Here is a 13,056-nt window from a genome sequence, read left to right as displayed (position 1 = left end):
GTAGAAAAAATAAAAAAGACATGCAGCCGCTATAATTTTATGTAATCTGCCAATATATACCTGAGTTTTTTACTGAATTTTGTTGTTAAATCTGCAGAGATTAAAAACAAGGATAAATACTCTTATTGATATGATAAGGGAGTTGGGAAAATTTGTAAAGTAATCTTTTTCGTTTGTATTCCCTTATGCTTGAGATAACTCCATGTAGGTTCATGGATCTCCTTACTCTTTATTTCCATGAATTCCCTTTGAAGTTGAATATTGAAAATTAACTGGAGAATTGTGAATTACTTTGTATATGTCATAACAAGCCATGGCGCTCTCAGCAAAACCATTTAGTATCAATTTTAGTTTGCCTGGATAAGTAGCTATATCTCCGATTGCATATATTCTATCTCTACTAGTTCTAAGCGTAGCTGAATTAACAACTATGCGGCTATGTTCTAACTGTATACCCCAATTGTTTATTGGACCAAGATTCATTGACAATCCAAAAAATGGCAGCAAAAAATTAGCGGGTATTTCTTTTTCTTCCTTAGAGGCAATGTTTTTTACTATCACTGCTCTCAACTGCCCATTAACTCCTGCTAGTTCGTGTAATTGATATGGCACTACCAGTTCTATCTTTCCATCATTTTCAAGTGATTCTAATTTATTTCTAGTTTCAGGAGTGCAGCGAAATTCCTTTCTCCTATGTATCACATAAATTTTCTTCGCAACCTTAGAAAGTTCTACAGTCCAATCAGCCGCAGAATCACCTCCCCCTGCAATGACTATAGTTTTGTCCTGAAAATCAGAAATTTTATTTACACTATAAAATACAGACTTATTTTCATATTCTAATATACCACTTAAGGGTGGACGGTTAGGTTCAAACATTCCATTACCTGCAGCAATGATAACGGCTTTGCATTTTACCTCTGTACCTATGTTCGTTATGATAGTAAAGTTTTCACCTTCGTTATTTGAAATCTTTTCCACTTTTTGACTTAAATGGTAAACAGGCTCAAATGGTGAAGCTTGCTCCATTAGTCGCTCAATTAATTTTTGGGCAGTAATTACAGGATAACCAGGTATATCATATATTGGCTTTTCTGGGTAAAGAGCTGTGCATTGTCCTCCTGCTTGATCCAAAACATCTATTATATGACATCTCATATCAAGCATTCCCGCTTGAAAAGCAGTGAATATTGCAACAGGCCCTGCACCTATTATTACGATATCGGTTTCCATATTCAGATGGTGATCTATTTATAGATATTAGCTTTCTTTGCTAACAAGGTCAATTTACAAAGGGATGTATTTTTAAAAGATGTGGCTAGATTAGATAAGATTTCCAGCGTTATGAACCACATAGTCCAAATAAACTCTAAAAATCAGCTATCATAGTGAGATGCTGTGCGGACGGAATGGGATTCGAACCCATGGTACGCTCATCACGTACGTCAGTTTTCAAGACTGGTGCCTTAAACCGCTCGGCCATCCGTCCATTTCTTTTCTATCACAATATTTGATTTTAAGCAATCTATAAAAGCTTTACTTGCCCACGCAAAAGTTGCTAAATATACTGTCCAATATTTCCTCAACATTAATAATTCCAATCACTGCACCAAATTCAAATGCAGCAAGCCTCAAGTCTTCAGACATCAACTCAATTGGATTATCGATATTAAAACGCTGTAAATGTTCCAGTGCTTTCTGCATGTGATTCCTATGTCTTTGCCGAGTAATCACAGGAGTGTCTCTATCATGCCCAAATTTTTCCTTTGCCTTCTCTTTTATGAGAGAGATCAATTTGTTTGTACCTATTTCCTTTAGAATAGAAATGGGTAAAAGATCTATGCCATTAATTTTTATATTGTGATTATTGATAACATCGTCAGCTTTGCTCAATACATAAATAGTATCGCTATTTACAACGTTGCAATTGATATTATGACGCTGTTCAAAAGGAAATAGTTCTATTCTTAAATCAGCTTCAAAAGACCTTTTTTTCGCTCGACTTATACCTTCTGATTCTATTGGATCTGAACTCTCACGAATTCCAGCAGTATCAGAGAGAATGATTGGGTATCCGCCAATGTCAATATGAGCTTCAAGTATATCTCTTGTTGTGCCTGCATATTCAGAAACAATAGCAATATCACGCTTGGCTAAGAAATTAAACAGAGTTGATTTACCGACATTTGGTTCACCAGTTATTACAATATGTAAACCCTCACGCAACCTTTCGCCCCGTCTATTATCATTTAAATGCTCTTGTATCAACTGCACGAGAGATTGCACTTCATTATTAATTTTTTCCAATTCACTTTTTTCTGCCCAAATGTCCTCTGGAAAGTCTATATATGCTTCGATTTTGGATTGTATCGTTATTAATCTTTGCCTCCAATTGCTGTATAGTCTCTCCAATTCTCCTGATATCTGCTTAATCGCTTGTTTAGCTTGCATTTTCGTTTCAGCATCAATTAAGTCTGCAATTCCTTCTATTTGCGTTAAGTCAAATTTACCATTTAGAAAAGCCCTAAGTGAGAATTCTCCAGGCCTGGCCATAACGAAAATTTTTGATAATTTCTCCAAGATGATTTTTATGACGGCCTTGCTTCCATGCACTTGTAACTCTATAACATCCTCGCCAGTGAAACTGTTTGGAGCAGGGAAATAGATGATTATTCCATTATCTATCAATTGATTGGAATCATCATATAGATCAACTAAAGTAGCAAATCTTGGTTTGATTTTTTTCTTAATATGAAAATGATTTAAAGCTTTAAGGGTGTAGTTGCCTGAAATTCTGATTACTGCAACTCCTGACTTACCAAATACGGTCGACAAAGCAAAAATAGTTTCATTTGTGTTTGTCATTATTTATATAAACTACTTAGCAATTTAAGAAATCGAAATACCTAATCTAAAAAATTTTTGCTTATATTACTTATTCATATTAATGCAGTATTAGTAAATATATTGTATAGAAAAACTACAAAAGTCATCCAGATGAAAATATTTATTTTGAAAACTGATAATATGATTTATAATGACTGACACAAGTTTTAAATATTATGCTCAAGAAATTAGCTTGGTATTGGTCTTCTGTAGAGTTAATTAAAGGGTTTGTTATTACATTAAAATATATGTTCAAACCAAAGGTTACTTTGAGGTATCCTATGGAGAAGGGCCCTTTAAGTCCAAGGTTTCGTGGTGAGCATGCGCTGCGTAGGTATCCAAATGGTGAAGAACGATGCATAGCTTGTAAGTTATGCGAAGTTATCTGCCCTGCTCAAGCAATAGTTATTGAAGCAGAGGAAAGAGAAGACGGTAGTCGCCGCACCACACGCTATGATATTGACATGACAAAATGCATATATTGCGGACTTTGCCAAGAAGCATGTCCAGTTGATGCAATTGTGGAGGGTCCTAACTTTGAATTTGCTACTGAAACAAGAGAGGAGCTAATGTACAATAAAGAAAAGCTATTGCGTAATGGTGAAGTTTGGGAAGAAGCAATTGCACTCAGGTTAAAAAAGAATAGGCCGTATTATTAACTAGGTATGTCAACAATTAAAATTTCTTACAGCAAGTATGTAATAGATCTCTTGTACAACTGTTATTTAACTGAAAGATCAGTAGCTCACCTTTTGGTGTCATTCCAGCGCGTGGCGCTGGAATCTAGAAAAGAAAGAAACATGGATCCCAGTGTCAAGCACTGGGATGATAAAAGGTCTAATGAATGATAAAAGTTACCTTTTTAGCCGAACAAAAAGTAAAAGAATACAGTGGTAGAGTCACTGGCTTTGATATATTACAACCGGATGCTTTGAGAGAAGCAATTGCCTTTAAGGTAAATGGTGAGTTGTATGATCTCTCACGTGAAATTGAATCTGATACAGAGATAGAGGTAATACAACTGAGTGACGAAGCGGGTTTAGATATAATAAGGCATGATGCTGCTCATATAATGGCGCAGGCAGTAAAAGAGCTCTTTCCTAATACTCAGATTACTATCGGGCCAACAATTCAAGATGGTTTCTACTATGATTTTGCTACAGATCGTACCTTTACCACGGACGATCTTGCTGCAATAGAAAAAAAAATGAAGGAAATTATAAAAAGTAACCACAGATTCGTCCGAGAAGTTTGGACTCGTAAGCAGGCAATTGATTTCTTTAGTGATATAGGTGAAAGATACAAGGTTGATATTGTCTCATCAATACCAGAAAACGAAAACCTAACTGTTTATAAACAAGGCAACTTTGTAGACCTATGTCGTGGTCCGCACTCACCATCAACTGGCAGAGTTAAAGCGTTTAAACTTATGAAAGTAGCAGGTGCATACTGGCGTGGCGATTCTAAGGGCCCAATGTTGCAAAGAATATATGGCACCGCGTGGAGAAATAAGGATGAATTAAATACTTATCTTAAACGTCTGGAGGAAGCAGAAAAACGCGACCACCGCAAAATTGCTAAGGATATGGACTTATTTCACATTCAAGAGGAAGCTGTTGGGCAGATTTTTTGGCATGAACAGGGATATACTTTATATAATGTTCTTGAGTCTTACATCAGAAAAAAGTTAATGAACAATGGCTACTTTGAGGTGAAAACCCCTATTTTAGTAAGCAAAGAGCTGTGGGAAAAATCGGGACATTGGGATAAGTTTCGTGAAAATATGTTCATTATTGATGAATCTGAAAGTAAAAAGCTAGCAATAAAACCCATGAATTGCCCTTGTCATGTGCAGATTTTTAATTCTCACATCAGAAGCTATCGTGATTTACCGATACGTATGGCAGAGTTTGGCACATGCCATAGAAATGAAAGCTCAGGCTCATTGCATGGACTGATGCGAGTGCGTGGTTTTACGCAAGACGATGCACATATTTTTTGTATGGAAAAACAAGTGAATTCTGAAACTGTAAAGTTTTGTGACCTTTTAAAAGAAGTATATTCAGAACTTGGGTTCAATGAAATTTCTGTGAAATTTTCAGACCGTCCAGATACTAGATCAGGTAATGATGAAGTGTGGGATAGAGCTGAAAGAGCACTGCTTGAAGCAGTTAAAGAAGCAGGGCTTAGTTATGAACTTAATCCTGGTGAAGGTGCATTTTATGGTCCAAAGTTAGAGTTTATTTTGAAAGATGCAATAGGTAGAAATTGGCAATGTGGAACGTTGCAAGTTGATTTTATTTTACCGGAGCGGCTTGGAGCTTTTTATATAGGAACAGACGGGCACAAGCATCACCCTGTCATGTTACATAGGGCAATTCTTGGAACTTTTGAGCGTTTTATTGGAATTTTAATAGAAAATTATGCAGGAAAATTTCCAGTTTGGCTTGCTCCAACACAGCTTGCTATTCTGACCATTACAAATGAGTCTGACGGTTATGCTACAGAAATCAGCAACGTTTTAAAAGAACAAGGTGTGAGAATCAAAACTGATTTGACCAATGAAAAAATTAGCTATAAGATACGTTTGCATAGTTCAAGTAAGGTACCTATATTATGGATCATAGGCAAAAATGAAGTTACAAATAAAACTGTGTCAGTGAGAAATTTAGGATCGGAAAAACAGGAGTCTTTTTCTTTGGAGAATGCTACTGAATTGCTGTTAAAGATTATTAATTTGAATTAATGGAGCTAAAATTTGCAAGTCAAAAAGAACAATAAAAACAGAATTAATGAACTCATCACAGCTAAGGAGGTACGCTTAGTTGATCATAGTGGTGAAATGGTCGGAATTGTTCCAATAGAAAAAGCTTTGGAAGTTGCACAAAGTGTTAATTTAGACTTGGTAGAAATCGCACCTGATTCAACTCCTCCAGTATGTAAAATTCTGGACTATAGCAAACAAAAGTATGATATAAAAAAGAAGGCAAGTGAAGCAAAAAAGAAACAAAAAACATTAACTATAAAAGAAATTAAACTGGGTCCTAATATTGGTGATCACGACTACGAAACAAAATTGCGTCAAGCAAGGGATTTTCTTGTGCATGGACATAGAATTAAAGTCACAATGAGATTTAGAGGGAGAGAGCTTGTAAACACTGAAGTTGGACTGAAAAAATTAGAACGGCTAATTAGAGACGCTGAAGATATTGCAAAAGTAGAATTAGCACCTAAAAGGGAAGGAAATCAATATTCTTTAACTTTAGCTGCTAAGTAGTAAAATCATTTAAAAGTATAAGTTAAGTTACTATCCTCTCTTCAATTATATGACGAAAATGTCTGATTAATCCTTGAACTGGCCAAGCTGCAGCATCGCCAAGTGCACAAATTGTATGCCCTTCTATTTGAGTTGTAAGGTCAAGTAGCTTATCTACTTCACCAGGTTTAATATTTCCTGCTACCATTCTTCTCATAATCCTCCACATCCATCCAGTGCCTTCACGGCATGGTGTACATTGTCCGCAGGACTCATGCATATAGAAATGTGATAATCTTTCTATTGCAGCTATTATGTCAGTTGATTTATCCATCACTATTACAGCAGCAGTACCAAGCCCTGATTGTGCAGCCCTTAATGAATCAAAATCCATTTCAATAGTATCACATATAGATTTTGGAATTAGTGGGACTGAAGACCCACCAGGTATTACAGCAAGTAAATTATCCCAACCTCCTCTCACTCCACCTGCGTATTTTTCAATTAATTCACGCAGTGAAATTCCGAGCTCTTCTTCAACATTACATGGATTATTTACATGCCCTGAAATGCAAAAGACCTTAGTGCCAGTATTATTTGGTTTACCAAGAGATGCAAACCACTCTCCTCCGCGATTTAGAATATCTGGAACCATGGCTATAGTTTCAACATTGTTTATTGTAGTTGGACAACCAAAAAGTCCAACACCTGCAGGAAATGGAGGTTTCATGCGAGGAAAGCCCTTTTTTCCTTCAATGGATTCGAGTTGAGCTGTTTCTTCCCCACATATGTAAGCTCCTGCACCCCTATGGATAAACACATCAAGATCATAACCTGATTTGCAGGCATTTTTTCCAATTAAGTTTTCTTTATAGGCTTCCTCAAGTGCCTTTTTTAGAACTAAATATTCATTATAAAATTCACCCCTGATATAAATATATGCAACTGATGCGCTGATCGCTCTGCCAGCTAGAAGAATTCCCTCAAGTAACTTATGTGGCTCATATCGTAATATATCTCTATCTTTACACGTACCAGGTTCTGACTCATCTGCATTGACTACTAAATACGCTTTTAAAGGATTTTTAGGCATAAAGCTCCACTTAAGGCCAGTAGAAAATCCTGCACCCCCTCGACCTCTCAAGCCAGATTTCTTTACTTCATCAATGATTTTTTCTGATCCTAAATCCAGTAATTCCTTTGTTTTTTGCCAACTACCACGTTTTTTTGCACCTTCAAGTAGTGGTGTTTCTTTACCATTTAAGTTTATGAATATTTTATCCTGTTCTTTTAGCATGCTTTTAAGATTCTAAGTGATCCCGACGCGATTCGAACGCGTGACCCACTGATTAAAAGTCAGTTGCTCTACCGGCTGAGCTACGGGATCATTTTATTTTTCAGCTACACTAAACAGTAATATAGTTTTTATCCGTTTTAATCAAACTAAAATTTTCATGTGTGGTTAAATAAATTACATAATGTACTGCATTAGTGATAATTTAATTAAAAATTTTTGAAGGAAAACTTCTTGTTAATTCAAAGATTCATTTTGGTAAAGCTGACGTACAACTCTAAAAAGATAGAGAATTATACATAAATGCAGAATTTGTGCACTATTTAGCAATAGCCTCACAAATAAATATTTCTTGCATTTCAGCGTGAGTGATTTATGCTTTAAGCAAGAATTGGGGGCATAGCTCAGCTGGTAGAGCATCTGTTTTGCACGCAGAAGGTCAGCGGTTCGATCCCGCTTGCCTCCACCAATATAGGTTCTAGCGTATCATAAAGTCAGCTTATTTTAATCTAGGAGTGTTTTATACTAGTTTCCTAAAAAATCCCTCTTTCTGTAACTTTTCTTTATGCAAGTAATGTGTGTTATTATAATTCTGATATATACTAACTTAACAATAAATTAATCAATAAATGTTAGAATAGCTATAATTAAATTGATTTGGTAATACCTATGAGTGGAAAAAAACATGTTTTTAAAATGGTGCCTGGAGAGAAGTTATCAAACAACACTTTTTCTTACATCTCTTGGCCTGACTTTGATCGTTTACAATCTGTTAAAAAAGTTAAGCTTATATCACTGGAAAAAGGAGATGAAGTGATAGAATTACCCATAGTATTCTGCACCTTCTCAGCGGATTTTACAGATTGCGTAAGGGAAGAGAAAAATATTCTAACAAATCAAGTCATAGCAAATAAATACGTTGATTTCAGAACAAGTAGTTATGCATTTGTATATTATGATGATGTATTAGTAAAACTATCAATGAAATTACCTTGTGTTTTAACCAAAGATTGCATAGATCAGTTCCTAACAGTTGTTAAATCTGAGATATTGGAATACAACTATTTAACATTGGAAGAGTCAGATACTAGCGATAATAAATATTATTTCTCAGATGATCAAGGAAATATTATTGACTCACCTGACAATGATAGCCTCCAATATCTTGCACAGGACGCCAAGAAAGAAGTAATAGAAATAACAAAAGATATATTACCTAAAATATCAGAGAATATAATACTATCAAAGGCATTTGTCGAAATTTTTGTTGAGAAACTAACGGAAAGTCAATTAAAGACTTTTGCCAATTCTCTTAGTAACGAGCAACTGCAAGTTCTTGCACAAAATCTAACAGATGGGCAGCTGCAAAAAATAATTCCTGAACTAAATTCAAACCAGTTGCAGGCTTTAGCAGAGAACTTAACAGACAACCAATTCCTAGCTTTAGTGGATCATCTAACCAATCATCAATTACAAGCCCTTACTCACACATTGGATTCAAAAAAGTTAGGAATAATAGTCCCCTTATTAAATAAGGATCAGGTTGCAAACTTAGTAAAAGACTTTAACCTAGATCAAGTAAAAGAAATTTTCCCTCACTTGAAAATGGATCAGTTTCAGGAAGTTATTAATACAATGAGCAATGATCAGTTTGTAGAATTAATAAAAGATGCAGATGAGAAAGCTTTCAACACTCTTTTACATCAAGCATTAAAAGATCGACTTCCAACTCTAGTAAAAATGTTAGAAGGAGATAGGTTACATAATTTAATTAATAAACTAGACCACGATAAACTTGCAATAGTAGCTCGAGATTTAACTGATTCTAATAAGATTCAGATTATCATTAAGTCTTTAGCTGACAACCCAGACAAACTTCAAGCTTTTGCTCATAGTATGTCTAATGAGCAGTTTAAAGAACTTTTGGATAACGTAGATGCAGAAGAGCTTAAAGACATCATTCACAAACTGCCTCACGAGAAAGTCATGTCTGTGATTGGTGATCTTAGCAGTAAAGATCAGTCCAATGCTATTATTGATGCATTGAAAGAGAAACTTGAAGAACAGAATAAACATAACGAGGAAATCAAGGAGATGCTCAAGCAAATCAAGGATGATATGCCAGAAATTGGACAGGCCCCAGACTTCACAATAGTAGACATTAATAATGACTCACTGTTATTTGTATAGTAGTGATTTATAAAGATAAGTAGTTTTTTTATAGGAGGTAACTATTATGAGTAAAAGTACAAAATTATATTCTAGTGAAGGAGTTGAATTAAATAGTACATTACAACTTCAGAAGCCGGCGTTTAATAAACCAGATTTTGTAACACCAGAAATAAAGAAGATTACTACTAAAAGCAAACCGGATGGGATTGATATAACCAAGGTCATGAAAGAAGAAGAGATTAATGCTATACCGGCAATCACGATAAGCGTTAAGAATCTTAAAAATTTTTATGATGGTCTGATGAAAAGTATTAATAAATATAACGGCGATATAAGTGAGGCGATTACAAATGGCGTAGTAACACCACTGTCATTAACTATAGAAAACATAGGCGCAAAGACAAGCGAGATAGACGATAAACTTAAAGATCTTCAGACTAGACTTGATGATATACCAGAGATTGGAGGAGCTCCTGCATTTACTGGCGAAGAGAACGGATTGCTTTAATAAAAAAGGTAGCAGCTTGCTAGCAGGCTGTTACCTCTTTTCACATACCATTTCAATGTAGCTGAGTTGATTTTAAAATTTTATAGGAGTTAGCATGAATAATAGTAAACAAGAAAGCGAAAATAACTTTGAAGCAATAAACCAAATGAGCGATTTCAACTTTAAAGAAATAGACAATATAGAAGTTGAAGTTAAGCCCACAAACTTTGAGGACATTGAAGATAAAATTGCAACAATTCATTACGTCTATCAAGTTATGGATAAGTTAGTCTGCGATTTAAACGAGAAGTTTGTTTCGGGCTTGCGTGTCTCAATTATGGAGAACATAGCACAACTTAGAGGAGAGTTTATTGATATGAACCAACACTTGGCCGAAGGTTTATCTCATTTGAATAAGTTAATTCAGCAGGATGGATTTATTGATAATAATCAAAACTATAGAACATGGGCAGAAGAACTTGATCGATCATTGCATCCGGTGATTCGAGCCGCCATGTAAAAGCATTAGCTGAGCACGTGATGAAAAATCTCAAGCAATATGATAAAATAGATGTAGAAGGTATGGATGAAGGTAACTGGGTGATTGTGAATTTTCAAGGTATAATGGTTCACCTATTCAGGCCAGAAGTAAGAGAATATTATAAGATAGAAGAGTTATGGAATTGATTATCCAGGTAGCTGGTATACACTTTCAAATGTTGTAATTTTGAAGGCAACCCTTATGAAGTTGGTGGTGTCATTCCAGTGCTTGACGCTGGAATCTAGAAAACTTAAACAGAAACGACCACACTCTAAAACATATTTGATGAAATTTCAAAATAAACTGGATTCAATCGTCCAGAACATGAATGACACCATCGTTAACAACACCGTTTACACACAAAATAACATATTATGAAACATAAATCCGAGTTTTTAAACTTCATTCAAGAAAGAGGATACCTATATCAATGTACAAACATTGATAGGTTAGACCAGCTATTATCACAAGATAATTATATAATTGCATACATTGGGTTTGATTGTACGGCACCAAGTTTGCATATTGGCAGTCTCATTCAAATCATGATGCTCCGTCACCTACAAAAATTCGGTTATAAGCCAATAGTTCTACTTGGAGGTGGCACAACAAAAATTGGTGACCCATCTGGTAAAGACAAAGCAAGAAGCGTCTTGCCGATAGAAGATATCAATCAAAATATACTTGGTATAAAGAAAACCCTCGAGAAGATGATATCTTTCGATTATGGAAAAACTGGTGCAATCATAGTAAACAACGCAGATTGGTTAGATAACATAAAATATATAGACTTTTTGCGTGATATAGGGACACATTTTTCTGTAAATCGCATGTTAGGCTTTGATAGTGTGAAAATTAGGCTAGATAGGGAGCAAAATCTAAGCTTTCTCGAGTTTAATTACATGTTGTTACAAGCCTATGATTTTGTCGAGTTGAATAAAAAGTATGGCTGTCGTTTCCAGATTGGAGGGTCAGACCAATGGGGAAATATAGTAAACGGAATTGAACTTAGCAAAAAGTTAAATTTACCTGAGCTGTTTGGTCTTACCACACCTCTTTTATTAAACGCACAAGGAAAAAAGATGGGCAAAACTGAAAGTGGGGCAGTATGGCTTGATGGCAGCATGCTAAATTCTTATGATTACTGGCAATATTTTCGCAATGTTGATGATCAAGATGTTGGTCGTTTCTTGAGACTTTTCACTGATTTACCAACTGATGAAATTAAAAAACTAGAGTCCTTGAAGGATCAAGAAACAAACGAAGCAAAAAAGGTTTTGGCAACAGAAGTGACGAAAATATGTCACGGTTGCAAAGAAGCCGAACTTGCACGATCTGCTGCAATCTCTGCTTTTGAAAATGAAGACAGTTCATTGCTTTCTGGTTACACTATTACAAAAGAACAAATTGCAAATGGTATACCCTTGATAGACCTGCTGTATGACACCGGTTTTGAACCTTCAAAAGGTGCGGCAAAGCGTTTAATACAAGGCAATGGATGCAAAGTTAATGATAATACTATAAACGATGTTAACTATACAATAAACTCTGAAAGCTTTAAAGGTCAGCCATTTATAAAATTATCTGCAGGAAAGAAACGACATATTAAAATTTTAGTGAGTGAAGTAAGAAAGTAAATTTGTCTCTGTTCAGCAGAATAGCAAAATAAGGTAGCCAAGAAAAGACAATTATAGGAACAAATGGATATCATTAAAGCAGCTGACACTGTGGCAGAATCGCTAGGCAACCCTACTATCGCTAGCAGTTTCTTGCTGTCGATTTGCTGAGATTGGTTTATCAACTTGAGTGTCAGGCTTTGACAATTTATATATAGCATTGCCAACTATTAATGCTGTTGCTGTAATTGCAACTACTGCTATAACTATAGGTATTAACTCAGCTGTAATTGCTCCGGCTGTAAAAAGTGCTATAGATATAGCAGTACCTAATAATGCAGTTACTCCACCGGCAATCCACCCTTTCTTAATTGCTGGACAATTAAGATAGTATAAAGGAGTCTCTCCCCACATATCTACTGCATTAACATTGACACCTCTTTCCACAAGAGCATCTATTATGGCCATACTGCGAAATAAAGCAGCATAGTGTAAAGGAGTCCTTCTCCATATATTTATTGCATTAACATCTGCACCTTTTTCTATGAGAGCGTTTGCTATGTTTATACTATCAAGATAAGTAGTATTATGTAAAGGAGTATCTCCTTTTACATCTTTTTCATTAACATTTGCCCTTTTTTCCATGAGAGCCTTCGCTATATTTTCTAGGTTAAAGGAAGCCACCAAGTGCAAAAGAGTCGCTTTTTGAAACACTTTAAAAAAAAAATTTATATAAAAACCACACATTTAACACACTTAAAAATACATTGGATAAATTTTTATCTCATTTTTTTTTTTTTTAAT

Annotated in this window: 11 protein-coding genes, 3 tRNA genes and 1 pseudogene; 9 read left to right on the top strand and 6 right to left on the bottom strand. The window is 35.2% G+C overall.

All coding sequences use genetic code 11. The annotated features are described in order from the left end of the window. Positions 1-222: 222 nt before the first annotated feature. The 3 genes from ACJ5GX_RS01835 to mnmE all read right to left on the bottom strand — a co-directional run bounded on the left by ACJ5GX_RS01835 (position 223) and on the right by mnmE (position 2,865). The gene (locus ACJ5GX_RS01835; protein WP_052264959.1) at positions 223-1,233 is read right to left on the bottom strand and encodes an NAD(P)/FAD-dependent oxidoreductase; all 1,011 of its coding nucleotides are present in this window, start codon (positions 1,231-1,233) and stop codon (positions 223-225) included. 168 nt (positions 1,234-1,401) lie between these two features. After that, positions 1,402-1,489 (bottom strand) — tRNA-Ser (locus ACJ5GX_RS01830). Between the two features lie 47 nt (positions 1,490-1,536). Next, a complete protein-coding gene (gene mnmE / locus ACJ5GX_RS01825; RefSeq protein WP_052264960.1) occupies positions 1,537-2,865 on the bottom strand; it encodes a tRNA uridine-5-carboxymethylaminomethyl(34) synthesis GTPase MnmE in 1,329 nt (442 codons plus the stop codon). Between the two features lie 197 nt (positions 2,866-3,062). Here mnmE and nuoI point away from each other — a divergent pair, with 197 nt between their 5' ends. From nuoI to infC, 3 genes are all read left to right on the top strand, one after another. After that, entirely contained in the window at positions 3,063-3,545 is a 483-nt protein-coding gene (nuoI, locus tag ACJ5GX_RS01820; RefSeq protein ID WP_012481971.1) for an NADH-quinone oxidoreductase subunit NuoI, read from the top strand. Positions 3,546-3,730: 185 nt separating this feature from the next. Further along, on the top strand, positions 3,731-5,632 hold the full coding sequence (gene thrS / locus ACJ5GX_RS01815) for a threonine--tRNA ligase (protein WP_007302392.1): 1,902 nt from the start codon (positions 3,731-3,733) through the stop codon (positions 5,630-5,632). A gap of 12 nt (positions 5,633-5,644) precedes the next feature. Beyond that, positions 5,645-6,163 carry a translation initiation factor IF-3 gene (gene infC, locus ACJ5GX_RS01810; RefSeq protein ID WP_007302391.1) on the top strand — a complete coding sequence of 173 codons (519 nt, stop codon included), beginning with the start codon at positions 5,645-5,647 and terminating at the stop codon, positions 6,161-6,163. A 22-nt stretch (positions 6,164-6,185) separates the two neighbouring features. On the opposite strand, the gene nuoF is transcribed toward infC, so the two are convergent. Together nuoF and ACJ5GX_RS01800 are read right to left on the bottom strand one after the other, a co-directional pair. Next, positions 6,186-7,439 (bottom strand): NADH-quinone oxidoreductase subunit NuoF, encoded by a 1,254-nt coding sequence (gene nuoF, locus ACJ5GX_RS01805; protein WP_007302390.1) that lies wholly within the window; start codon positions 7,437-7,439, stop codon positions 6,186-6,188. 17 nt (positions 7,440-7,456) lie between these two features. Next, positions 7,457-7,529 (bottom strand) — tRNA-Lys (locus ACJ5GX_RS01800). 300 nt (positions 7,530-7,829) lie between these two features. On the opposite strand from ACJ5GX_RS01800, the gene ACJ5GX_RS01795 reads away from it, so the two are divergent. From ACJ5GX_RS01795 to tyrS, 6 genes and pseudogenes are all read left to right on the top strand, one after another. Next, positions 7,830-7,905 (top strand) — tRNA-Ala (locus ACJ5GX_RS01795). Between the two features lie 200 nt (positions 7,906-8,105). Then, positions 8,106-9,626: a magnesium transporter gene (locus ACJ5GX_RS01790; protein ID WP_230609279.1), complete on the top strand. Its 1,521-nt coding sequence runs from the start codon at positions 8,106-8,108 to the stop codon at positions 9,624-9,626. Between the two features lie 46 nt (positions 9,627-9,672). Further along, positions 9,673-10,116 carry a hypothetical protein gene (locus tag ACJ5GX_RS01785; RefSeq protein ID WP_007302388.1) on the top strand — a complete coding sequence of 148 codons (444 nt, stop codon included), beginning with the start codon at positions 9,673-9,675 and terminating at the stop codon, positions 10,114-10,116. Between the two features lie 94 nt (positions 10,117-10,210). Further along, the gene (locus ACJ5GX_RS01780; protein WP_495292637.1) at positions 10,211-10,615 is read left to right on the top strand and encodes a hypothetical protein; all 405 of its coding nucleotides are present in this window, start codon (positions 10,211-10,213) and stop codon (positions 10,613-10,615) included. After that, positions 10,582-10,782, top strand: a pseudogene (gene rsfS / locus ACJ5GX_RS01775) (ribosome silencing factor); the annotation flags it as partial. The gene ACJ5GX_RS01780 and the pseudogene rsfS, both read left to right, overlap by 34 nt. A 228-nt stretch (positions 10,783-11,010) precedes the next feature. Further along, the gene (gene tyrS, locus ACJ5GX_RS01770; protein WP_052264675.1) at positions 11,011-12,273 is read left to right on the top strand and encodes a tyrosine--tRNA ligase; all 1,263 of its coding nucleotides are present in this window, start codon (positions 11,011-11,013) and stop codon (positions 12,271-12,273) included. Positions 12,274-12,375: 102 nt separating this feature from the next. Here the strand turns inward: tyrS and ACJ5GX_RS01765 are convergent, their stop codons facing one another. After that, positions 12,376-12,999 (bottom strand): ankyrin repeat domain-containing protein, encoded by a 624-nt coding sequence (locus tag ACJ5GX_RS01765; protein ID WP_495292636.1) that lies wholly within the window; start codon positions 12,997-12,999, stop codon positions 12,376-12,378. Between the last annotated feature and the right edge of the window lie 57 nt (positions 13,000-13,056).

The organism is Wolbachia endosymbiont of Tuta absoluta, assembly GCF_059414725.1.
The sequence above is the reverse complement of the archived record's forward strand: the minus strand, read 5'-3'. Positions and strand labels throughout refer to the sequence as shown.

Excerpts from the sequence above, each read along its gene's own strand:
- ACJ5GX_RS01835 (WP_052264959.1), bottom strand. The coding sequence starts at position 1,233 with ATGGAAACCGATATCGTAATAATAGGTGCAGGGCCTGTTGCAATATTC.
- mnmE (WP_052264960.1), bottom strand. The coding sequence starts at position 2,865 with ATGACAAACACAAATGAAACTATTTTTGCTTTGTCGACCGTATTTGGT.
- ACJ5GX_RS01765 (WP_495292636.1), bottom strand. The coding sequence starts at position 12,999 with ATGTGTGGTTTTTATATAAATTTTTTTTTTAAAGTGTTTCAAAAAGCG.
- tyrS (WP_052264675.1), top strand. The coding sequence starts at position 11,011 with ATGAAACATAAATCCGAGTTTTTAAACTTCATTCAAGAAAGAGGATAC.
- ACJ5GX_RS01785 (WP_007302388.1), top strand. The coding sequence starts at position 9,673 with ATGAGTAAAAGTACAAAATTATATTCTAGTGAAGGAGTTGAATTAAAT.
- ACJ5GX_RS01780 (WP_495292637.1), top strand. The coding sequence starts at position 10,211 with ATGAATAATAGTAAACAAGAAAGCGAAAATAACTTTGAAGCAATAAAC.
- ACJ5GX_RS01790 (WP_230609279.1), top strand. The coding sequence starts at position 8,106 with ATGAGTGGAAAAAAACATGTTTTTAAAATGGTGCCTGGAGAGAAGTTA.
- nuoF (WP_007302390.1), bottom strand. The coding sequence starts at position 7,439 with ATGCTAAAAGAACAGGATAAAATATTCATAAACTTAAATGGTAAAGAA.
- nuoI (WP_012481971.1), top strand. The coding sequence starts at position 3,063 with ATGCTCAAGAAATTAGCTTGGTATTGGTCTTCTGTAGAGTTAATTAAA.
- thrS (WP_007302392.1), top strand. The coding sequence starts at position 3,731 with ATGATAAAAGTTACCTTTTTAGCCGAACAAAAAGTAAAAGAATACAGT.